The sequence below is a fragment of the Chromobacterium sp. Beijing genome (genome assembly GCF_021496765.1).
Taxonomy (GTDB): Bacteria; Pseudomonadota; Gammaproteobacteria; order Burkholderiales; family Chromobacteriaceae; genus Chromobacterium.
The window spans coordinates 972,284-993,239 of record NZ_CP053750.1 but is presented as its reverse complement, the minus strand read 5'-3'; the positions used below and the strand labels follow the sequence as shown (position 1 = coordinate 993,239).

The 20,956-nt window shown below is 64.4% G+C and carries 17 protein-coding genes, 1 other RNA gene and 2 pseudogenes; 9 read left to right on the top strand and 11 right to left on the bottom strand.

Going from position 1 to position 20,956, the window contains the following annotated elements; genetic code table 11:
- Positions 1-187: 187 nt before the first annotated feature.
- Positions 188-1,353 (top strand): annotated as a pseudogene (gene ampC / locus HQN78_RS04930) (class C beta-lactamase).
- Positions 1,354-1,372: 19 nt separating this feature from the next.
- Here the strand turns inward: ampC and HQN78_RS04925 are convergent.
- The 4 genes from HQN78_RS04925 to HQN78_RS04910 form a co-directional block, all read right to left on the bottom strand.
- Positions 1,373-1,687: a multidrug efflux SMR transporter gene (locus HQN78_RS04925; RefSeq protein ID WP_107799574.1), complete on the bottom strand. Its 315-nt coding sequence runs from the start codon at positions 1,685-1,687 to the stop codon at positions 1,373-1,375.
- 1 nt (position 1,688) lies between these two features.
- Positions 1,689-2,000 carry a multidrug efflux SMR transporter gene (locus tag HQN78_RS04920; protein WP_235088289.1) on the bottom strand — a complete coding sequence of 104 codons (312 nt, stop codon included), beginning with the start codon at positions 1,998-2,000 and terminating at the stop codon, positions 1,689-1,691.
- 142 nt (positions 2,001-2,142) lie between these two features.
- The gene (locus tag HQN78_RS04915; protein ID WP_227103543.1) at positions 2,143-2,688 is read right to left on the bottom strand and encodes a TetR/AcrR family transcriptional regulator; all 546 of its coding nucleotides are present in this window, start codon (positions 2,686-2,688) and stop codon (positions 2,143-2,145) included.
- Positions 2,689-2,772: 84 nt separating this feature from the next.
- Positions 2,773-4,335: an alkaline phosphatase gene (locus HQN78_RS04910; RefSeq protein WP_235088287.1), complete on the bottom strand. Its 1,563-nt coding sequence runs from the start codon at positions 4,333-4,335 to the stop codon at positions 2,773-2,775.
- A 194-nt stretch (positions 4,336-4,529) separates the two neighbouring features.
- On the opposite strand from HQN78_RS04910, the gene HQN78_RS04905 reads away from it, so the two are divergent.
- From HQN78_RS04905 to HQN78_RS04885, 5 genes and pseudogenes are all read left to right on the top strand, one after another.
- On the top strand, positions 4,530-5,318 hold the full coding sequence (locus HQN78_RS04905; protein ID WP_107799578.1) for a uracil-DNA glycosylase family protein: 789 nt from the start codon (positions 4,530-4,532) through the stop codon (positions 5,316-5,318).
- A gap of 17 nt (positions 5,319-5,335) precedes the next feature.
- Entirely contained in the window at positions 5,336-5,551 is a 216-nt protein-coding gene (locus HQN78_RS04900) for a hypothetical protein (RefSeq protein WP_235088285.1), read from the top strand.
- Positions 5,539-6,651 carry an amidohydrolase family protein gene (locus HQN78_RS04895; protein ID WP_235088282.1) on the top strand — a complete coding sequence of 371 codons (1,113 nt, stop codon included), beginning with the start codon at positions 5,539-5,541 and terminating at the stop codon, positions 6,649-6,651. The genes HQN78_RS04900 and HQN78_RS04895 overlap by 13 nt, the downstream gene beginning before the upstream one ends.
- A 201-nt stretch (positions 6,652-6,852) precedes the next feature.
- On the top strand, positions 6,853-9,951 hold the full coding sequence (locus HQN78_RS04890; RefSeq protein ID WP_235088278.1) for a response regulator: 3,099 nt from the start codon (positions 6,853-6,855) through the stop codon (positions 9,949-9,951).
- Positions 9,948-10,999: pseudogene (locus tag HQN78_RS04885) on the top strand (two-component system response regulator). The gene HQN78_RS04890 and the pseudogene HQN78_RS04885 overlap by 4 nt, the downstream one beginning before the upstream one ends.
- Here the strand turns inward: HQN78_RS04885 and HQN78_RS04880 are convergent.
- Together HQN78_RS04880 and HQN78_RS04875 are read right to left on the bottom strand one after the other, a co-directional pair.
- Positions 10,906-11,154 carry a hypothetical protein gene (locus HQN78_RS04880; protein ID WP_235088273.1) on the bottom strand — a complete coding sequence of 83 codons (249 nt, stop codon included), beginning with the start codon at positions 11,152-11,154 and terminating at the stop codon, positions 10,906-10,908. The pseudogene HQN78_RS04885 and the gene HQN78_RS04880 overlap by 94 nt on opposite strands.
- Before the next feature lie 50 nt (positions 11,155-11,204).
- The gene (locus HQN78_RS04875) at positions 11,205-11,648 is read right to left on the bottom strand and encodes a hypothetical protein (protein WP_146176650.1); all 444 of its coding nucleotides are present in this window, start codon (positions 11,646-11,648) and stop codon (positions 11,205-11,207) included.
- A gap of 469 nt (positions 11,649-12,117) precedes the next feature.
- On the opposite strand from HQN78_RS04875, the gene ssrA reads away from it, so the two are divergent.
- The 3 genes from ssrA (at position 12,118) to HQN78_RS04860 (ending at position 14,605) form a co-directional block, all read left to right on the top strand.
- Positions 12,118-12,482: a transfer-messenger RNA gene (ssrA, locus tag HQN78_RS04870) on the top strand.
- Between the two features lie 147 nt (positions 12,483-12,629).
- A complete protein-coding gene (locus HQN78_RS04865; RefSeq protein WP_235088271.1) occupies positions 12,630-14,333 on the top strand; it encodes a sensor domain-containing diguanylate cyclase in 1,704 nt (567 codons plus the stop codon).
- A 26-nt stretch (positions 14,334-14,359) separates the two neighbouring features.
- On the top strand, positions 14,360-14,605 hold the full coding sequence (locus tag HQN78_RS04860) for a hypothetical protein (protein WP_235088268.1): 246 nt from the start codon (positions 14,360-14,362) through the stop codon (positions 14,603-14,605).
- A gap of 70 nt (positions 14,606-14,675) precedes the next feature.
- Here HQN78_RS04860 and argS read toward each other — a convergent pair whose 3' ends face one another.
- The 5 genes from argS to HQN78_RS04835 form a co-directional block, all read right to left on the bottom strand.
- A complete protein-coding gene (gene argS / locus HQN78_RS04855; RefSeq protein ID WP_235088265.1) occupies positions 14,676-16,394 on the bottom strand; it encodes an arginine--tRNA ligase in 1,719 nt (572 codons plus the stop codon).
- Positions 16,395-16,561: 167 nt separating this feature from the next.
- Complete coding sequence (locus HQN78_RS04850) at positions 16,562-17,596, bottom strand: MBL fold metallo-hydrolase (RefSeq protein ID WP_158274293.1); 1,035 nt, start codon at positions 17,594-17,596, stop codon at positions 16,562-16,564.
- Between the two features lie 108 nt (positions 17,597-17,704).
- A complete protein-coding gene (locus HQN78_RS04845) occupies positions 17,705-18,544 on the bottom strand; it encodes an ABC transporter permease subunit (protein WP_107799587.1) in 840 nt (279 codons plus the stop codon).
- Positions 18,541-19,449 (bottom strand): ABC transporter permease subunit, encoded by a 909-nt coding sequence (locus HQN78_RS04840; protein ID WP_107799588.1) that lies wholly within the window; start codon positions 19,447-19,449, stop codon positions 18,541-18,543. Before HQN78_RS04840 ends, HQN78_RS04845 begins: the two co-directional genes overlap by 4 nt.
- A 292-nt stretch (positions 19,450-19,741) precedes the next feature.
- Positions 19,742-20,836, bottom strand: a complete 1,095-nt coding sequence (locus tag HQN78_RS04835) for a polyamine ABC transporter substrate-binding protein (RefSeq protein ID WP_235088263.1) — start codon at positions 20,834-20,836, stop codon at positions 19,742-19,744.
- Positions 20,837-20,956: the final 120 nt, after the last annotated feature.

Sequence of the window (20,956 nt, the reverse complement as noted above, 5' to 3'; positions counted from 1 at the left end):
GCCCGATGCGGCAGACGCCGTTTCGAAATCCCCCTATCGCCCAGGCGCATGCGGCTTGATCGGACGCAAGGCCTCGCCTCGCTCGCGGGGCCTTGAACAGACGCCAAACGGCCCTGGCGACGCGCAGACGCCATGACTCGCGCCGCTCCTTCTTTTCCCACATCCTCATCGACAAGGAGGCATCGTCATGCCCGCAATGAATCGCCGCGTCCTGCTGCTGGCCTGCGCCGCGCTATCCGCCCACGCCCTGGCCGCCGCGCCTTCGCCCCAAGCCGCCGTCGACGCGGAAATCCCGGCGCTGATGCGCAAGCACGGCATCCCCGGCATGGCGGTGGGCCTCGCCGTCGACAGCGGCGTTCAGGTTTACAACTACGGCCTCGCCTCCAAGGCCGACCATAGGCCGGTAACGCGCGCCACGCTGTTCGAGATCGGCTCGCTCAGCAAAACCTTCACCGCCGCGCTGGCCAGCTACGCCCAGGCCGAAGGCCGGCTCTCGCTGGCCGACCCCGTGACCCAGCACCTGCCGGCGCTGGCCGGCGGCGGCCTGGAACGGGTCACGCTGCTGAACCTGGGCACTCAGACCTCAGGCCTGCCCTTGTTCGTGCCGGACGACGTCGACAACGCCGGCACATTGCGGCGATTCATGCGGCGCTGGCGCCCCAGGCAGCCGGCGGGCGGGCAGCGGGTCTATTCCAATATCGGCATCGGCGTCCTGGGCCAGATCGCCGCCGCCAGCATGCGCATGCCCTACGCGGCGGCGGTGGAAGGCAGGATCTTCGCCAAGCTGGGCATGGACAGCAGCTTCGTCAACGTCCCCGCCCAGAGAATGCGCGACTACGCCCAGGGCTACGACAAGAACGACAGGCCCGCGCGGCTGACTCCGGCCCTGCTGGCGGACGAGGCCTACGGCGTCAGGTCCAGCGCCGCCGACCTGGCGCGCTTCCTCAACGCCAATATGGGCCTGCTGCCCATGGCGCCCAAGCTGCGGGCCGCGCTCGAGGACACCCATATCGGCTACTACCGCGCCGGGGTGCTGACCCAAGGCCTGATCTGGGAACAATACCCGTATCCGGTGGACCTGCCGCGGCTGCTGAGCGGCAATGCCCCGCCTACATCTATCAGGGCATGCCGGCGCAGCGCCTGGATCCGCCGCTGCCGCCGCAAACGCGGGCCTTCATCAACAAGACCGGGTCCACCAACGGCTTTTCGGCTTACGCCGCCTATATCCCGGAAAAACGACTGGGCATCGTGCTCTTGGCCAACAAGTCCTATCCGCTGGCCGAGCGAGTGAGCGCCGCCTACCGCATCCTGGCGCGGCTGGACGGCGGACTCGCGCCCGCCGCTCAACCGTGATCCCGCGCGGCCGTCGTCGCTAGCCGGCGGTCTTGAGCACAACGATGGACGCGACCAGCAGCGACAGATAGGCAAGCTTTTTATTGCTCTTTTTATCGCCCCAGAACAGGATGCCGGTCACCACCGTGCCCACCACGCCAATCCCGGTATAAGCGGCGTAAGCAATCGACATGTCTATGGTTTTCATCGCCCAGTAGAGAAGAAACAAGGAGCTGCTCAAGCCCGTCGCATACAGCGCGCAGCCCCTGACATACCGCTTCAGCGCGATGTCCCGGATCCCCACCACCACCAGAATTTCCAGCACGCCCGCCGCCAACAGATAAAGCCAGTCCATTTCAGTCTTTCACTTGCTTGAGTTGCACCACCGAAAACAGGATCACCGCAATCGCCAGCATCGCCACCGGACTGAACGGCTTGCCGAACAAGGCCACATCCAACAGATAAGCGCCTACGGTTCCGAAGATCACGAAAAACACATAGGCGGTCGACGCGCCCATTCTCTTGGTCGCCAGCACCAGCAAGGAGAAACTGCCGATGATGCAGACAATGGTCGCCAACCATTCCAATGCGCTTTCCGAGCGCTTCAAACCCGCGGCCCACAGTACTTCCAAACCGCTGGCAAACAGCAACAACACCCAGCTAAGCATCTTTAACGCCCCTTCCCCGACTCAATCATCAAAGCCCGTTCAGCCGTCGCGGCACACGCCCGGAGCCTGTTTACGCACCCTCGGGCAAGAACGGAAAAACCTTGCGGCGGCCCACTTGATAATGAGCGCGCCAAGAACGTCTTCAGCGCTCCGCCAATCGCTCGATATCTTGGAACGCGTCCCGCCACTCCTGCTCGCTCATCTCGGCCAGGCCGAAGTAGCGCAGCATGAACGCCCCTTCCACCGCCAGATAGGCCACGCGCGCGCGGCGGCCCTCCTCGGTGGCCACGTCCAGCTTGCCCAAGCGCTCGGCATGCCAGGCCCGCACCCAGTCTTTCTGGTCCTTGGACTCCAGCATGGCGCTCAGATGGCAGGCGGCGCGGGCGATCAAGGCCTCTTCCGTCGCGGTGATGCGGACATGGGTTTTGACTTGCTCGACGCTGGACAGCTGTTCGGCGGCGACGCCCGCGGTTTTCTCGAAACACGCGTCGTAGTGCTTGCCCCAGCGCTCCAACATGGCGTTGACCAGATTGCGCTTGGCGCCGAAACAGGACTGGACCCCGCCCTTGCTGATGCCCACGGCCTTGGCCACGGCGTCTATGGTGAGGGCGGCCGCCCCCTTGCGTTCTATGATCTCTTCCGCCGCGTCCAACACCTGATTGCGATCGATGGATCTGGGTTTGCTCACGATGCCTCCCGGCTCATTGAATACATACGTATGTATTCTATTGAATCCCAGGAAGTAGCGTCAAGCGCGCGATGGGCGTCGCAACTAGGCCGGCGCCAGCTCCTGAGTGAACAAGGTCTGGCCGGCCACGTCCTTCAGCCTCACCGTCATCGCGCGGCTGCGGGCGTCTATGTCCACCTGGCCGAAGAACTGCATGCCGGCCAGCGGCGACAGGTTCTGCGTCTCCGGCGCCTTCTGGTACACCACCTTGGGGCCGAACGTCATGTCCAGCGGATTGGGGCCGAAGGTGCCGGCGTTCAACGGACCGGAGACGAACTCCCAGAACGGATTGAAGTCCGCGAAGGCGGCGCGTTCCGGATGGTAATGATGGGCGGCGGTGTAATGCACGTCGGCGGTGAACCACACCACGTTGCGGATATCGCGGCGCTTGATCTCGCCCAGCAGCCAGGCCAGCTCCAGTTCGCGCCCCAGCGGCCGGCCGTGGTCGCCGTTGGCCATCGCCTCCCAGCGCGCGCTGCCGTCCGCGTTCTTGCCGTCGGCCACCTGCAGGCCCAGCGGCATGTCCGCCATCACCGCCTTCCAGACGCCCTTGGAAGCCTGCAAGCCTTCCAACAACCATTGCAGCTGCGCCCGGCCCATGAAGTTCGCGCCCGGCTCGCCCTCCCGCTGCAGATTGGCGCCGTTGGCGTCGCGATAGCTGCGCATGTCCAGCACGAAGACATCCAGCAACGGCCCCTGCGGCAGATGGCGATACACCCGCTCGTCCTCGCCGTTGCCGTGAAGCCGCAGCGGCGCGTACTCCAGAAAGGCGCGGGTGGCGCGCGCCTGCAACACGCCTATGTTTTTCTCGCGGTAACGCGGGTCGGCGGACAAGTCCTTGCCGTCGGACCAATTGTTGACCACCTCGTGGTCGTCCCATTGCCAGATCTGCGGCACCTCGGCGGCAAAGCGCCTCACATTGGCGTCCATCAGGTTGTAGCGGTAGCGGCCGCGGTATTCGTCCAGCGTCTCCGCCACCTTGCTCACTTCCGGCGTCAGCAGATTGCGCCAGATCTTGCCGCCCTCCACCGCCGTCTCGGCCGCCATCGGGCCGTCTGCGTAAATGGTGTCGCCGCAATGCACGAAGAAATCCGGCCGCTGCCGGCGCATGGTTTCGTAGATGCGCATGCCGCCCCAGTCCGGATTGATGCCGTAGCCCTGGCCGGCGGTGTCGCCGGACCAGACGAAGCGCAGATCGCGCGCCGTGTCCGCCACAGTGCGAAAGCTCCCTGTCACCGGCTCGGACCAGGCCCGCGGATGGACCGCGTCTTCAAAACGCGCTCTCACATACAGCCGCTCGCCGGCCGGCAGGCCGCTCAGATCCACGCGCGCGGTGAAGTCGCCGGCCTCGGTCGCCCAGGGGCCCCGCACCTGGCGCGGGCTGGCGAAGCGCTCACTGCGGTCCCACTCCACCACCAGGCGCGCGGTCCGGTCGGAGCGCGCCCAGACAATGGCGCGGTCCGCGCTCGCGTCGCCGATCTGGATGCCGGAATTCATCAGCGGGCGCAGACGGTCCGAGGTGACGACGGCCGGCGCGGCCAGCGCCGGCCCGGCCAGCAACAGGCCGCCTCCGGCAAGCGAGGTTTTCAAAAAACGGCGGCGATCCATGGCGTTCTCCGGTGTTGATCAAGACAGTCAAAACGCCGATCTTGCCGCGGCAAGATGACGCCAGGATGTCCCGCTAGCGGGTTTTACGTATTTCATTCGCGCGCTTGATCGCATATACCTCAAACACCCGCCGCGCGGCCCTCCGAGCCGGCCCGCAGTCAACGGGCTCCGCCAACAGGTTCAAAGGAAAGCACATGCTCTGGGACCCCGGGCCGCCCCCGCCTTTCTCCTCGCTGTTCGAGCACGCTCCGCTGGCAAGCTATCAGGCTCTCCCGGCCAAATTCCGCCTGGAATGGGGCCCCGTCTACTATCGCGGCCGCCTGGACGGCAGCGCCAAGGTGCTGATCGTGGGACAGGACCCGTCCGCCGATGAAAACCTGACGCGCCGCGCCATGGTCGGCACCGCCGGCCAGCGGGTGCAGGGCTTTTTGCGCAAGCTGGGCCTGGACCGTTCCTACGTGATCGTCAACGCCAGCCTGTACAGCATTTACGGCCAGTTCGACGCCGAGATGGCCGGCTTCATGGACCAGGCCGCGGTGCGCGCCTGGCGCAATCAATTACTGGACCAGCTCAAGCAACCCGGCCTGCAAGCGGTGATCGGCTTTGGCAAGGCGGCGGCCAAGGTGCTGGACGACTGGCCCGGCGCGGCGTCCTTCAAGGCCGCGCAGCGGCTGTTCCAGCCGCAGCACCCCACCGCGCGCTCGCCCGGCGCGCTGCTCAAATCCTGGAACCAGACCCTGGCCGCGCTGGCGCCCTTGCTGAACCCGGACCCCGGCCTTGCGCCGGACCCCACCCCCTATGAGCTGACGGGCTTTCGCGAGCAGGATCTGGCGCGGATTCCCGCCGCGGACCTGCCCTTCGGCATGCCGGCCTGGCTGGGCCAGGGCGATATGGCCACGCGGGTGATCAAGGGCCAGGCCAAACTGAAAACCCCGGCCGCCAACGCCTCCATTCTGTGGACGGCGCAGGCGGACCAGGGCTGAACCGGCGGGAGAAGCAAATGAAAAGCCTGGGATGGCTGCTGTGCGCCGCCGCGCTGTTGCCGGCCCACGCCGGGGTGACGGTGACGCCGGGCGACGACGAACACCTGGTGATACGCGGCCGCCTGGTGCTGGCGGAACAAGAGAGCGACGGCCGGCTGGTGCTGGCCGGCGACCGCATCGTCTGCGCCGGCGCGGACTGCGCCGAGCCCCCGGCGCCACCGTGCTGGACGTGAGCGAGGGCTACGTCTTTCCCGGCTTCATCGACGCCCACAACCACGTGGCCTACAACGCGCTGCCCAAGTGGACGCCGCCCAAGCTCTACCAGAACCGCGGGCAATGGCAGCGCGCCGCCGCCTACAAAACCTTCAAACGCCCCTACGATCAATTGAAGAAAAGCGGCCTGATCTGCGAAATGGTGAAATACGGCGAGGCCAAGGCGCTGATCAGCGGCGTCACCACCATACAAGGCTCGCCCGCCGGCCGCTGCCTGCAAGGGCTGATCCGCAATGCGGAGAACCCCCAGTCCGGCCTGCCGGTCTCCTCCGCCCACGTCCGCACCTTCATCCTGGACGTCGGCGGCGCGCCCAAGATCGACTGGAACGCGACCGACGCCTTCCTGATCCACGTCGCCGAAGGCGTGGACGCCGACGCGCTGGCGGAATTCTCCACGCTCAAGGCCAAGGGCCTGCTCGCCCCCGGCACCGCCGTCATCCACGGCACCGCCTTCGGCGACGAGGAGTTCCGCCAGATGGGCGCGGCGGGCAGCAAGCTGATCTGGTCCCCGCAAAGCAATCTGGCCCTGTACGGCCGCACCACCCGCGTCGACCTCGCCTTGCACCACGGCGTGCCGGTCTCGCTGGGCGTGGATTGGAACCCCACCGGCAGCGACAATCTGTTCGACGAACTGCGCGTGGCGGAAAGCGTCAACCGCCAGCAATTCCAAAGCGCGATCCGGGAACGGGACTGGGTGGCCATGATCACCCGCCACCCGGCGCGGGCGCTGGCCCTGGACGACTACATCGGCGAACTGCGCGCCGGCCTAAAAGCCGACGTCGTCATCCTGTCCAGCCGCGCCGCCGCCCCCGGCCAGGCGCTGCTGGACGCCAGGCTGCGCGACGTGGCCGCGGTGCTGGTGGGCGGCCGGCTGCTTTACGGCGACAGCGACGCGATGGCGGCGGCCGGCCGCGCCGATTGCGACGCGCTGACCGTGGACGGCGCGCCCAAACGGCTCTGCATGCAAACCGCCAAAACGCCCAAGGGCGAGCAGCGGCTGGACGACGTCCGCGCCACGCTGCGCAGGGTCTACGCCGGCGTGGCGCCGCTGGCGCCCTGAGCCCGCCGCTCAAAGTCCGCGCTCCGCGACAGCGCCGATCCGGCGGCGCGCGCCCATGCCCGCCGGTCCCCGCGGCGTCTCCGGCATGCGTGGATACGCAATGGACATTCCACTCCCTGCTTACGAGTGCATATGCTATAAAACAGCAAAATATGATTAATTCATAAACACCAAATCCGTTGATCAATGGAGCTTTGGCGCATGCAGCAAACTCCCGCCTCCGGCAACGACGCCTTCGAGTTTCTGTCCACGCTGCCGCCCAGCCGCGCGCAGCGCCGGCTGGCCCTGGCCGCCATCGTGGTGTCCATGCTGGTCTTCGTCTGCGCGCTGCCCTTCGCCAAGCTGCCCCTGCCCAAGGTGCCCGCCTTCATTCCCGCCTATCAGGCGGCGATGGCGGTCTGCGATCTGGTCACCGCGGCGCTGTTGTTCGGCCAGTACGCGATCTTGCGCGCTCGCGCCTTGCTGGCCTTGGCGACGGGCTATTTGTTCACCGCGCTGATGGCGATGGCGCATTCGCTGACCTTCCCCGGCGTGTTCGCGCCGGGCGGCCTGCTGGGCGCCGGGCCGCAGACCACGGCCTGGATGTATATGTTCTGGCACGGCGGCTTTCCGCTGATGGTGCTGGCCTACGCGCTGCTCGCTCAGCGCAACGACGGCCCCAAGCGCTTCGCCAGCGCGCTGCCGGCGGTGCTGGGCTGCGTCGCCGGCTCGCTGGCGCTGATGGCGGCGCTGACGGCGCTGGCCACGCTGGGCCACCCCTGGTTTCCCCCCATCATGCAAGGCAGCCGCTACACCCCCATCATGTTCGGCGTGGTGTCCGCGGTTTGGGGCTTCAGCGCGCTGGCGCTGCTGCTCTTGCTGCGGCGCTGGACGCGCACCTTGCTGGATGTCTGGCTGGCGGTGGTGATGACGGCCTGGCTGTGCGACATCGCCCTGTCCGCCATGCTCAACGCCAGCCGCTTCGACCTGGGCTTTTACGCCGGCCGCGGCTACGGCCTCTTGTCCGCCAGCTTCGTGCTGATCATCCTGCTGCTGGAAAACGGCCTGCTTTACGCGCGGCTGGCGGATACCGCCGGACAATTGCGCGTGGCCAAACAGCAGGCGGAAGACGCCACCCAGGCCAAATCGATGTTCCTGGCCAATATGAGCCATGAAATCCGTACGCCGATGAACGCCATCATCGGCATGTCCTATCTGGCGCTTAAAACCAAGCTGAGCGGGCAACAGCGCGACTACGTCAACAAAATCCACAACGCCGGCACCTCCCTGCTGGGCATCATCAACGACATCCTGGACTTCTCCAAGGTGGAGGCCGGCAAGCTGGAAATGGAGGCCGAACCGTTCTGGCTGGACGATGTGCTGGAGGCGGTGTCCTCGCTGGTGGCGCAAAAGGCGACGGACAAATCGCTGGAATTGCTGTTCGAAGTGGGCTCGGACGTACCCAAGGGGCTGGTGGGCGACGCCCTGCGGCTCAGCCAGGTGCTGATCAATTTGAGCAATAACGCGATCAAGTTCACGGAAAAGGGCCAAGTGGCCATCATCATCAGCCGGCTGGAACAAGTGGGCGACAAGGTCCAGCTGCGTTTCTGCGTGCACGACACCGGCATCGGCATGAGCGAGGAACAGGCGGCGCGGCTGTTCCAGCCGTTCAGCCAGGCCGACGGCTCCACCACCCGCCGTTTTGGCGGCACCGGCCTGGGCCTGACCATCGCCAAGCGGCTGGTGGAGCTGATGGGCGGCTCCATCCGGGTGGAATCCGCCCCCGGCTGGGGCAGCCTGTTCATGTTCAACGCCTGGCTGGGCGTGTCCTCCGCCGTGGACACCCGCCGCCAGGGCCTGCCCGGAGAGATCAAGGGCCTGCGCGTGCTGGTGGTGGACGACAACGCCTCGGCGCGGGACATCCTGTCCGACCAACTGCGCTCGCTGGGCTTCTACGCCCACGCCTGCGCCTCCGGGCCCGAGGCGGTGGCGGCGATCGCCCAGGCCAATCTGGACCGGCCTTTCGACGCGGTCTTCGTGGACTGGATGATGCCGGGCATGAACGGGGTGGAAACCATCTCCCAGATTCGCAGCATCAGCCGCAGCATCAAGGTGGTGCTGGCCACCGCCTTCGGCCGCGACGACGTGCGCGCCCAGGGCGAGCTGAGCGGCTGCGACGCGGTCCTGATCAAGCCCGTCAGCCTGTCCTCGCTCTACGACGTGGTGCTGGCGATGTTCGGACCGCAGCGGGACCACGGTCTGGTGACGCTGACCGAGGAATTGCCGCGGCTGGACGGCGTGCGCCTGCTCTTGGTGGAAGACAATCTGGTGAATCAGCAGATCGCCGTGGAACTGCTGGGCGACGCGGGCGCGCTGGTGACCTTGGCCAATCACGGCGGCGAAGCGCTGGCGCGTCTGGCCGCGATGGGGCCGCAAGGCTTCGACGCGGTATTGATGGATGTGCAGATGCCGGTGCTGGACGGCATCTCGGCCACCCGGCAGATCAAGGCCGATCCCCAGTTCGCCTCCTTGCCGGTGCTGGCGATGACGGCCGACGCGCTGTCTGAGGAGCGGGAGGACTGCATGAACGCCGGCATGGACGACTACATCGCCAAGCCGATAGACCCGCATACGATGTTCCAGACCCTGCTGCGCTGGGTGAAGCCGATACCGCCGGGCGCGGAGATCCACCGCGCCGCCTCGTCCGCGCTGGCGCTGCCGGACATCCCCGGCCTGGATCAACAGGCCGGCTTGAAACGCGTGGCCGGCAAGCGCGAGCTGTATCTGCACCTGCTGCGCCAATTCATCGCCGAGGAAGCGGACGCCGCCGCGCGGCTGTCCGCGGCGCTGGAAATCGGCGACTACGTCCAGGCCGAACGCACCGTGCACACGCTCAAAGGCGTCAGCGGCAATGTGGGCTGCGTGCAGTTGCAGGAGGCGGCCACCGTGCTGGAGCGGGATTTGCGCGCGCGCGGCGCCATTCATCTGGCGCCGCTGGAACAGGCGCTGGAACAGGTGATGACGGCGCTGCGCGCCGGTCTGGAAGCGGAAGACCGCTTATCCGGCGCCGGCGCGCCGACGGCGGACGCGCCGGCCGGCCCGGCGCTGCTGCAACAACTGGCCGCCCTGCTGGCCGCCAGCGACGGCGACGCGCTGGAACTGTTCCTGCAACAGACGCCGGCGCTGCGCGCCCTGTTCGGTCCCGATGAATTCGCCGACTTCGAAAAAGCGCTGAACCACTTCGATTTCGTCAACGCGCTGACACTGCTGCGCCACGCCGCGGCCGCCCAGCGCATCCCCTTGCCGGAGGACATAAGATGACGGACTCCGCCCCGGCGGCCCCGCGTCAGACCGTTCTGATCGTGGACGACACCCCGGAAAACCTCACCTTGCTGTATGGCTTGCTGAAAGACCATTATCGGACCCAAATCGCCAACAGCGGCGAGCGCGCGCTGGAGCTGCTGGAAGGCGACGCGCTGCCGGACCTGCTGCTCTTGGATGTGATGATGCCCGGCATCGGCGGCTTCGAGACTTGCCGCCAGGTCAAGGCCAACCCGCGCACCGCGCGCATCCCGGTGATCTTTCTGACCGCGATGGGCGAGAACGAGAACGAACAGGCCGGCTTCGACGCCGGCGCGGTGGATTACATCATCAAGCCCATCTCGCCGCCCATCGTGCTGGCCCGGGTCAAAACCCATCTGAGGCTCAAGGCCGCCGCCGACTTTCTGGAAGACAAGGCCGCCTTCCTGCAAACCGAAGTGGAACGCCGCATCCACGAAGTGCAAGTGGTTCAGGACGTCACCATTCTGGCGCTGGCCTCGCTGGCGGAAACCCGCGACCATGAAACCGGCAACCATCTGCGCCGGACGCAGAACTACGTGCTCGCCCTGTGCACCCAATTGCGCAATCACCCGCGCTTCCAGGCCGTGCTGGAAGAGGAGACCATCCAGGAACTGTTCAAATCCGCGCCCTTGCACGATATCGGCAAGGTGGGCATTCCGGACGACATCCTGCTCAAACCGGGCAAGCTGACGCCGGAAGAGTTCGAAATCATGAAAACCCACACCACGCTGGGACGCGACACCATCGCCGCGGCGGAGCGGCTGCTGGACTCTCCCAGCAGCTTTCTGCGCCACGCCAAGGAGATCGCCTACAGTCATCAGGAGAAATGGGACGGCAGCGGCTACCCCAGGGCCTGACCGGCGACGACATTCCGGTGTCCGCCCGGCTGATGGCGGTGGCGGACGTCTACGACGCCCTGATATCCCGCCGCGTCTACAAGCCCCCTTCCCCCATGAGCAGGCGGTCGCCATCATCCGCGAAGGCAGCGGCAAGCATTTCGACCCGGACATCGTCGCCGCCTTCCTGAGCATGACGGAAACCTTCCGCGCCATCGCCCTGCGCTATACCGACTAAGAACCGCCTCCCAACCAAGCGCCGCGCCAAGACCGCGCCGTATTCCGCAACAGCAATAAAAAAACAGCCCGCGCCGGATAAACGGCGAAGGCTGTTTTTACATTCCAATCAAAGCGCCATGGCCGCCATCAGCGCTTTTTCATTTGCGGGGACGCCGTTTAGGAAAGCAGAGATTTAACGGTGCTGCTGGTTTTATGCTCCACCAGCAAGGGCTCCATACTGTCTCTTTTAGTCACGTCCAGATCATGCTTGGAAATGATTTCCTTCAATTGGCAAGCCAATTCCGACATGCTGTACGAGCCCGCTTCAATATCGATCAGCAAACCGTCCACCCGGCTGCGGCTCATGCGGTTGCTTTTCCACTTACGCTCGAAGCCGCCCGCGGCGGCCAGGCTGGACAAGGCCGCGGCGATCGAGGTCAACACCGTGGAATAACCCTTCAGGTCATGCCCTTGCACCTGCAGCAAGCCGCCCACCACCACGCTGCAGAGAATCGATCCGAAAATGGCCGTATGATGGGCGAAGCTCCAAAGCCGCTGACCTTTGCTAAACCAGTTTCGCCATCTCATGGCTTCCTGCCTGAGCGCCTCTTTATCCATCATATTTCCTCCTCGCTGAGAAGTACGCATTTGCGGCCAGTCATGAAGTCAACATAGTCAATCCAACTGAAGTTGCAAATATTGACGCGTAAAAAGCCCATTAATTTGAAATGGCCCTGGCCGAATTCGACGCGTGAAGGAACAACGCTTAAAAACTGAAATTTCCCGGAAGACCCGGCGCGTCCCAGAAAAGCGGAAAGTGAAAATCCGGGACGCCCCGCTCAAAGGCGCATCGATAAATCTATCAATCTAGACCACGGTCTTGATTCCCGAAAGTCTGATTTCCCCCTTTCCGCGCGGCGACGCTTGCAAGGGAAATCCTGAATCTGTTTCAAGCGGAACCCTATGACAATCGTCGTCTCTCGCCGACGCCGCACCCTGCTCCGGCCCCCGACGGCGCTTGAATTCGTACGAAAAGCGCCGCGGAACTAGCCTTGGCCGCGCATTGTCTATATAATCTGGATTCTTATCTGGGGGCGACCTGGTTTCGACGAGGGTTGCGAAGCAGATGAGGGCATACCGGGATTTCAGTCACCCCGTAAAACACTGAGTTTATTTAGTCGCAAACGACGAAACTTACGCTCTGGCAGCCTAAGGGCTAGCTAGACACTACAACGGTTCGCAGATGGGCCGGGGGCGTCAAAACCCTGTAGTGTCACTTTACATCTGCTAGTGCTATGTCGGGTTACTTGGCATAGTGCGAAACAATAGGTAACTCGCCAAAGTCCAGCCTGTCCGTCGGCGTGGCAGCGGTTAAATCCAAATGACACGACTAAGTATGTAGAACTCACTGTAGAGGACTTTCGGACGCGGGTTCGATTCCCGCCGCCTCCACCACCACACCGCTTCATGACCCGTCATGAAGACTCAGAAACCCCGATAGCTCAAGGCTTTCGGGGTTTTTTGTCGCCTCAGCCTCCGCAAGGCGGCCCCCGCCCCGCCGCCCATCTATAATCCAGTCATCCCCATCTCCGCAAAGCGACCATGCCTCGCCTGTTGCCCAATTTGCCGGACAGTTTCCGGCTACGGCTGACCGCGCTGTTCGGCGGGCTGTTTCTCGCCTCGGCGCTGCTGGCCGCGCTCTTCCTGGATCAAGTGCTGAGCAGCCGCATCGTGCAGAACCAGGGCGTGGCCATGCATGCGCTGGCCGACAACATCGCCAAGGCCATCTCCACCAATCTGCAGGAACGCCATCGCGAAGTCTTGCTGCTGGCGCAGACGCCCGCCTACGTCCGCGCGCCGCTGGACGGCGACGACCTGCGCCAAAGCCTGGAACGCACCAAGCGGGCCTACCGCTACTACGCCTGGATTGGCATCACCGACCCGGACGGCAACATCGTTTCCGCCACCAGCGGCATGCTGCAGGGCCAAAGCGCGGCCAAGCGCCCCTGGTTTATCCACGGCCGCCAGGCTCCCTTTGTCGGCGACGTACACCAGGCCGTGCTCTTGGCCAAGCTCATGCCCTCCGCCGCGAACCATGGAGAGCCGCTGCGCTTCGTCGACTTCGCCTCGCCGATTTACGACCCCGCCGGCAAATTGCGCGGGGTGCTGGCCACGCACGCGCTCTGGGCCTGGGTGGAGGAAACGATACGGGAACGCCTGCCCGCCAAGACATCTCAGCAAGTCTTCATCATCGACAAGCGCGACAATACGCTGTCGCCCTTCGAGGCGATAGGCAAGGAGCGCCCGCCCGCGCCCCTGCCTTCCGGCCGGGATTTTCAGCTCGGCGTCTGGCCCGACGGCAAGAATTACCTGTATAGCGAGGCCTGGGTGCGCGAGGCTGGGCTGGACTGGCGCGTGGTCGTCCGACAGCCGCAAGGGCAGGCCTTGGCGGCCTTGAACCAGTTGCGCGCCAGCCTGATCCTGCTGGGCCTGGTCGCCACCTTGCTGCTGATGGTCGCCGTTTATCGGCTGGCCGCCCTGTTCAGCACACCGCTGGAACAATTGGCCGGCATCGCCCGGCGCATTGGCCAGGGAGACGAACACGCAGATTGGACGCTGCCCAGCGGCGCCCAGGAACTGCGCCAGCTGTCGCAGGCGATGCGAAGCATGGCCACCGCCCTGCTGGCCCGCAAACAGGAGCTGACCGACATCAACGCCAAGCTGGAGCAGCTCGTGGAGGAGCGCACCGAGTCCCTGCGCGAGGTCAACCACGAGCTGGTGCGCACCGCCACGCGATTGGCGCAGCAGGCGCGCAGCGACGCGCTCACCGGACTGAACAACCGCATGGCCTGCAACGAACAGCTCAGGGAAGAGCATCTGCGCTACGGACGCAGCGGCGCGCCCTACTCGGTGTTGTTGCTGGACGTCGACCACTTCAAGCGCGTCAACGATCATTTTGGACACGACGCCGGCGACCGCGTGCTATGCCACATCGCCCGACTCCTGCAAGCCACCGCCCGCCTCACAGACTTCACCGCCCGCTACGGCGGCGAAGAGTTCCTGCTGCTGCTGCCCGACACCGACGACAAAGGCGCCGCGGTGCTGGCCGAAAAAATCCGCGCCGCCGTCGAACACTCGCCGGCGCCGGACGCCGGCAAGGTCACCCTCAGCATCGGCCTGGCCATGGCCCGGCCCGCCGACGCCCAGCCTGAAACGGTGGTCAAACGCGCCGATCAGGCCCTGTACCGCGCCAAGGCCAACGGCCGCAACCAGGTTGCGCTGGACACCACGGACGGATCGCATTAAAAGTGAGCCATCGGCCCGGCCGAATCATGACAAAGAGATTCCGCCCGGCGCTGACCGCGCCCGCCACCCCCAACGCCAAGGATGTGAAGATGAAAGAGCAAATGCCGCCGCCCAAATATCAGATCAAACCTGAAACCTCAACCCCGCCCCTGCCGGCGGGCCTGTCCAAGGTGCTGGATATGCTCAGCGACGCGACGCGCGCCAAAGAGGCTGAGCCGGCGGCGGACGCAAACGCGGAAGCCGGCACCGACAAACCGCCCGCGGCGCGCTGAACGCCCGACGCGCATGAAAAATGCCGCCGGCGCAAAGCGCGGGCGGCATGCTTGAAGCGGGAAGACCGGTTTACATCGAGGCCAACACCTTGATGCCCAACAGATCCAGACCGGTTTTCAGCGTCTTGCCGGTCAAAGCGGCCAGCTGCAGACGGCTGGCGCGGACTTCACCCTCGCTCTTGAGAATGGGGCAAGCCTCGTAGAAGCGCGAGAACAGCGTGGCGATGTTGTACAGATACTGGGACAGGTAGTGCGGATAGCAACCGTCCACCACCGCCTGCAAAGTGTCTTCGAACTGAGCCAGCGCGGCGGCCAAATGCTTCTCCGCCGGCTCGGTGATGACGATGGCGGCGTTGGCGTCGTAGCCGTCGGCCTTGCGGAACACGCTCTGCACGCGAGTGTAGGCGTATTGCAGATAGGGCGCGGTATTGCCCTCGAAGGCCAGCATGGTGTCCCAGTTGAAGATGTAGTCGCTCATGCGGTTCTTGGACAGATCGGCGTACTTGACCGCGCCGATGCCCACGGCGGCGGCGATGTCGCGGCGCTCCGCTTCCGACAGATCCGGGTTCTTCTCCGTCACCAGCGCGAAGGCGCGCTCTTCCGCTTCCTGCAACAGCTCGATCAGCTTGACGGTGCCGCCGGAACGGGTCTTGAACGGCTTGCCGTCGTCGCCCATCATCACGCCGAAGCCGACATGCTCCAGCTTCATGCTCTCCGGCGCGAAGCCGGCCTTGCGGCAGATGGAGAACATCTGGGCGAAATGCTGGCTCTGGCGCGCGTCCACCACGTAGATGACGCGGTCCAGGTTCAGGGTCTTATGGCGATAACGCACCGCGCCCAGATCGGTGGTGGTGTACAGATAGCCGCCGTCCTTTTTCTGGATGATCACGCCCATGGGCTTGTCTTCCTGGGTGCGGAACTCTTCCAGGAACACCACTTGGGCGCCGTCGTCCTCGCTCAGCAGGCTGGCCGCGCGCAACTCGTCGACGATGACCGGCAGGTCGTCGTTGTACGAGGACTCGCCGCGCACGTGCTCGCGCTTGAGGCCGACGTTGAGCTTCTGGTACACCGCCTCGCAATGCTTCAGCGACACGTCGACGAACTGCTCCCACAGCTTCAGCACGTCCTGGTCGCCGCCTTGCAGCTTGACCACGTAGTCGCGGGCGCGGTTGGCGAAGTCTTCGCTTTCGTCGAAACGCACTTTAGCGTTGCGGTAGAAGGTTTCCAGGTCGGACAGCTGCAATTCGGCGTCGCCGGCGTGGCTGGTTTCCACCAGGTAGGCGGTCAGCATGCCGAACTGGGTGCCCCAGTCGCCCACGTGGTTGGCGCGCACCACGTCGTGGCCGACAAACTCCATCACTCGGGCCAGCGCGTCGCCGATGATGCTGGAACGCAGATGGCCAACGTGCATTTCCTTGGCCAGGTTGGGCGAGGAGTACTCCACCATCACGCGCTGCGGCGCAACGCGGCTGATGCCAAGCTTGTCGTCTTTCAGGGCGGCTTCGCTTCGTCGGGCAAGATATTCAGGGGCTAGATGAATATTGATGAAACCCGGGCCGGCGATTTCCACCTTGTCGGCGATGCCGGCAAGATCCAGCGCGGCGACCACTTTCTGGGCCAGTTCGCGCGGGTTGGTTTTCAGCAGTTTGGCGGCGCTCATGACGCCGTTGGCCTGATAGTCGCCGAATTCCGGCTTGGACGCCGGCTGCACCACGGCGGGCGCGTCCGGCGCGCCGGCTGCCGCCAGAGCGGCCTGCACCCGTTGATTGATGAGTTGAAGAATAGTCATTAGAGCCCCAAGAATTGCCGCGAAAACGAAAATTAGTCTTCGCTTCTGAAAAAAACTACTTGTTGATTGTATTCCCGCTTGCCATCAGGGGCAATGCTTGCAACCAAGCCGCGTCGGTAAAATAAGCCTCAAGCGGCGGCGTTTGGGATTTCCTGCCAAGATAGGGCTTAAAACCAGCGGGTTTCGCCCATGGCCGGCAGTTGGAACCTCGATGCGGGGATATTCCATTGCGCTAGCGCGGCGGCGAGATCGTCCTGTGGTTGGTCCAGCGGCTCGTCGGTCAGAATGAAGCTGCCCCAATGCACCGCCCAGGCGGCGCGCGCGCCGGTATCCAGCAGAATGCGCACCGCCTCTTCCGGATTCACATGCTGAGGATGAAGAAACCAGCGCGGCTCGTAAGCGCCTATCGGCAGCAAGGCAAGATCCGCGGCGCCGATGCGCTCGCCGATCAGCCGGAACAAGGACTCCTGATAACCAGTGTCGCCTGGATACCAGAACTGAAGCCCGTCGCCGCGCACGGCGAAGCCGCCCCACAGCGCGCGGTTTTCATCGCCCATCATCCAGCGCTTGCTCCAATGATGAGCCGGCGTCAGTTCCGCCTCCACGCCGCCCAGACGGCAACGCTGCCACCAGTCCAACTCCTGAATCCGCGACGCCGGCACGCCGGCGCGCCGCAGGGTCGCGCCCACGCCCAGCGGCGCGGCGAACTGCGGGCAGCCGGCCGGCTGGCGCGCCAGACTGCGCACGGTGTTGAAATCGAGATGATCGTAATGGTTGTGGGTGATCAGCACCAGATCGATGGCCGGCAGCTCCCGCAAAGCCATCGGCGGCGGCGACTGCCGCGCCGGCCCCGCCCACTGAAACGGAGAAGCGCGTTGCGACCAGATCGGGTCGATCAGAATGTTCTTGCCGCACAGCTGGATGAAGCTGGTGGCGTGGGCGACCCAGGTCAGCGACGGCCGGTCCCGGTTGGCGTTCAGCGCGGCCAGCTCCGGCGCCTGGCGCGGGATGCGCTCCAGCCTGTGCTTCACCGCCGGCATGCGGCTGCGCTGCCACTCCCAGCGCAGCACGTCGGCCAGGCTTGGTTGCCGAAACGGAAACAGATTGCGGTAGCCGTCCGCCTGATGATGCGGCTGCCGCGGGTCCGGCCGGTAGACGGGCAACGGCCAGCGGTCTTGCAGCCAGGACTTCAATCGCGACATGACGTCACCATACCGAAAGAATTCCGGCATTGTCGCCGATGAAAGAGGAAAACAAAAGACGGCCGGCGCCGCCGTCTCGCCGACGGCGCCGGCCCGCCTCCCCCGCGGTCAGCCTTGGGCGAAGGCCAGCTTCATTTCGCGCTCGCGCTTGCGTTCCGCCGCGCGCATATAGAAGTTGGCGGCGATGACGCCGACGGAGACGAAGAGAATGAACAAGGTGGCCAGCGCGTTCATTTCCGGGTTCAAGCCCAGCCTCACCCGCGAGAAGATCACCATGGGCAAGGTGGTGGAGCCGGGGCCGGACAGGAAGGCGGTCAGCACCAGATCGTCCAGCGACAGCGTGAACGACAGCAGCCAGCCGGAAATCAGCGCCTGGGAGATCAGCGGCAGCGTGATCACGAAGAACACCTTCAAAGGCCGCGCCCCCAGGTCCATCGCCGCCTCTTCCAGCGACAGATTGAGCTCTCTCACCCGCGACTGCACCACGATGGCGACATAGGACACGCACAACATCACATGACCGATCCAGATGGTGAACACCCCTCGGCCCTCCGGCCAGCCAAAAGCCTGCTCCATGGCGACGAAGAGCAGCAACAGCGAGATGCCCTGAATCACTTCCGGAATCACCAGCGGCGCGTTGACCATGCCGGCGAACAAGGGAAACATGCGGAAGCGGCCAAAACGCGCCAGCACGAAACCGGCCCAGGTGCCGATCACCACCGAGGCGGTGGCGGTCATCAGGGCGATCTTGACGCTGAGCCAGGCCGCGTTGATCAACTCCTCGTCCTCCAGCAGCGCGGCGTACCACTTGGTGGAGAACCCGGACCACACTGTCACCAGCTTGGATTCGTTGAAAGAGAACAGAATCAGCAGCGCGATGGGCAGATAGAGAAAGGCGTAGCCCAGGCCCAGCACCAGGAAGGACAGCGGCTTGTTCGGCTTGATCATTTCGCGGCCTCCATATTCTTGACCTGGTAGTGCTGGAACAGCGCCATCGGCACCAGCAACAGCAGCACCATCGCGCAAGTCACCGTCGCCGCCATCGGCCAGTCCATATTGTTGAAGAACTCATCCCACATCACGCGGCCTATCATCAGCGTGTCGGAACCGCCCAGCAGCTCCGGAATCACGTACTCGCCCACCGCCGGAATGAACACCAGCAGGCTGCCGGCGATGATGCCGTTCTTGGACAGCGGCAAGGTCACCTGGACAAAGGCCTTCCACGGCTTGGCGCCCAGATCGTAGGCCGCCTCCAGCAAGCGCAGGTCCATTTTCACCAGATGGGCGTACAAGGGCATGATCATGAACGGCAGGTAGGAGAACACCATGCCGATATACACCGCCCAATTGGTGTGATACAGCCTCAGCGGCGTGTCGATCACCCCCAGCCACAACAGGAACTGATTAAGAAAGCCGTCGTTCTTCAAAATGCCAATCCAGGCGTAAACCCGGATCAGGTAAGAGGTCCAGAACGGCAGAATCACCAGCATCATCAGGGTGTCGCGCGCGCGGTCTGAAGCCCGGGCGATGTAATAAGCCATCGGATAGCCGATCAACAGACAGAGCAGCGTGGAGACGAAGGCCATCTTCACCGAACTGATATAGGTGGCGAAGTACAAGTCGTCGCTCAACATGAACTTGTAGTGGCTGATGTTCAGCGCGATGGAGAAGACGTCGTCTTCCAGCTTGGTGAGCGGGGTGTAAGGCGGGATGCCCAGTTGCTGCTGCGAGAAACTGATGCCCACCACCAGCAGGAAGGGCAGCAGGAAAAACACGAACAGGAAGATGAACGGGATGCCGATGACGGTGGTCCGTCCGCTGGGCAACCATTGTTTTAATTTTAAACTTTTCATGTCAGCACCACGTGGCCGGCGCGTTCCGGCTTGGCTTGCATTGCTTGTCTTGCCGGCGGCCCCTCCCATCTGACGCGGGCGGTGGCTGGGCGGCTTCCTCTTGATCTCTCCTCGGAGTCCGGTCCGGCCCGCTGCTCGCTAGGCCGGAAAGCCGGCTCCAGACCACCCACAGCCGACGGCTGGATGGCCCGGGACTATTCTCCACGCTGCGCCGGACGCGGCCGCCCGCGGGCCGCGCGGCGCGGGCCCGGGGTGGCGGATCGGCATGGGTTCGTCAGGTCCGGTCTTGCGCTCAATGACCGGTCTTAAGCTGTGTCCACAGCCGGTTTTGCAGGCGCATGATGTCCGCCGGCAAGGGCTTGAGCAGGAACAGCGTCTTCACCACCGCCTCCGGCGGATACACCGCCGGATCGTTGGCGATTTCCGGCTTCACGAATTTGCGCGCGGCGGCGTTGGCGGTGGGATAGAACACTTCATTGGTGATCGCGGCGTTGACTTCCGGCGACTGGATGTAATTGATCCATTTGTGCGCCGCCTCCGGATGCGGCGCGTCCTTGGGCACCACCATCACGTCGAACCAGAGCGGCGCGCCGCTCTTGGGGATCACATAAGCCAGCTGGTAAGGCCGCTTGGCCTCGCGGGCGCGGTGCTTGGCGATATTGATGTCGCCGGAGAAGCCCAGCGCCAGGCAGATGTCGCCGTTGGCCAGGTCGTTGATGTAGCCCGAGGAGTTGAACTGAGTGATGTAGGGCCGGATTTTCCTCAGCGCGGCGAAGGCGGCCTGGTAGTCGGCGGGGTTCTTGCTGTTCGGGTCCTTGCCCAGATGGTGCAAGGCGACGGCGAACACGTCGTTGGCCTGGTCCAGCACCGACACGCCGCAGCCTTTCAGCTTGGACACGTATTTGGGATCGAACAGGATGTCCCAGCTGTCCAGCGGCGTATCCTTGCCCAGCGCCGCCTTGACCTTGTTCAGGTTATAGCCCAGGCCGTCGGTGCCGTAGGCCCAGGGCACGCCGTGGGCGTTGCCCGGGTCCGCGTCGACGATCTTGGCCATCAAAGCCTTGTCCAGATTGGCCAGATTGGGCAGCTTGGATTTGTCCAGCTTCTGATAGATGCCGGCCTCGATCTGCTTGGCCATGAAGTTGGACGTGGGCGCCACGACGTCGTAACCGGCGCGCCCGGTCAGCATCTTGGCCTGCAAGGTGTCGTCGCTGTCGTAAACGTCGTACTTGACCTTGATGCCGCTCTGTTTTTCAAACCCGGGGATGGTGGACTTGGCGATGTAGTCCGACCAGTTGTACACGTTCAGCGCCTTGTCTTCCGCCTGCGCGCCCATCGCGGGGAGCAGCAGCAGCGAACAACACAGATTGCGAACCAGCTTCTTCATGACAGGTTTCCTCAATGGAACGACCGCAGCCGGCGTAGGCGCGGCCTGACCGACGACAAGTTCAGCGCCGCCCTCCTCGCCCGTTGCCGGGCCATGACGCCGCTCCCTCTCCCTTGGCGG

What these genes read in the sequence shown, in the direction of transcription:
- HQN78_RS04900 (WP_235088285.1), top strand. Translation starts at nt 5,336, where the DNA reads ATGAAAAGCCTGGGATGGCTGCTGTGCGCCGCCGCGCTGTTGCCGGCC.
- HQN78_RS04845 (WP_107799587.1), bottom strand. Translation starts at nt 18,544, where the DNA reads ATGATCAAGCCGAACAAGCCGCTGTCCTTCCTGGTGCTGGGCCTGGGC.
- HQN78_RS04875 (WP_146176650.1), bottom strand. Translation starts at nt 11,648, where the DNA reads ATGATGGATAAAGAGGCGCTCAGGCAGGAAGCCATGAGATGGCGAAAC.
- HQN78_RS04860 (WP_235088268.1), top strand. Translation starts at nt 14,360, where the DNA reads ATGACAAAGAGATTCCGCCCGGCGCTGACCGCGCCCGCCACCCCCAAC.
- HQN78_RS04920 (WP_235088289.1), bottom strand. Translation starts at nt 2,000, where the DNA reads ATGCTTAGCTGGGTGTTGTTGCTGTTTGCCAGCGGTTTGGAAGTACTG.
- HQN78_RS04865 (WP_235088271.1), top strand. Translation starts at nt 12,630, where the DNA reads ATGCCTCGCCTGTTGCCCAATTTGCCGGACAGTTTCCGGCTACGGCTG.
- HQN78_RS04840 (WP_107799588.1), bottom strand. Translation starts at nt 19,449, where the DNA reads ATGAAAAGTTTAAAATTAAAACAATGGTTGCCCAGCGGACGGACCACC.
- HQN78_RS04890 (WP_235088278.1), top strand. Translation starts at nt 6,853, where the DNA reads ATGCAGCAAACTCCCGCCTCCGGCAACGACGCCTTCGAGTTTCTGTCC.
- HQN78_RS04905 (WP_107799578.1), top strand. Translation starts at nt 4,530, where the DNA reads ATGCTCTGGGACCCCGGGCCGCCCCCGCCTTTCTCCTCGCTGTTCGAG.
- HQN78_RS04925 (WP_107799574.1), bottom strand. Translation starts at nt 1,687, where the DNA reads ATGGACTGGCTTTATCTGTTGGCGGCGGGCGTGCTGGAAATTCTGGTG.
- argS (WP_235088265.1), bottom strand. Translation starts at nt 16,394, where the DNA reads ATGACTATTCTTCAACTCATCAATCAACGGGTGCAGGCCGCTCTGGCG.
- HQN78_RS04910 (WP_235088287.1), bottom strand. Translation starts at nt 4,335, where the DNA reads ATGGATCGCCGCCGTTTTTTGAAAACCTCGCTTGCCGGAGGCGGCCTG.
- HQN78_RS04850 (WP_158274293.1), bottom strand. Translation starts at nt 17,596, where the DNA reads ATGTCGCGATTGAAGTCCTGGCTGCAAGACCGCTGGCCGTTGCCCGTC.
- HQN78_RS04835 (WP_235088263.1), bottom strand. Translation starts at nt 20,836, where the DNA reads ATGAAGAAGCTGGTTCGCAATCTGTGTTGTTCGCTGCTGCTGCTCCCC.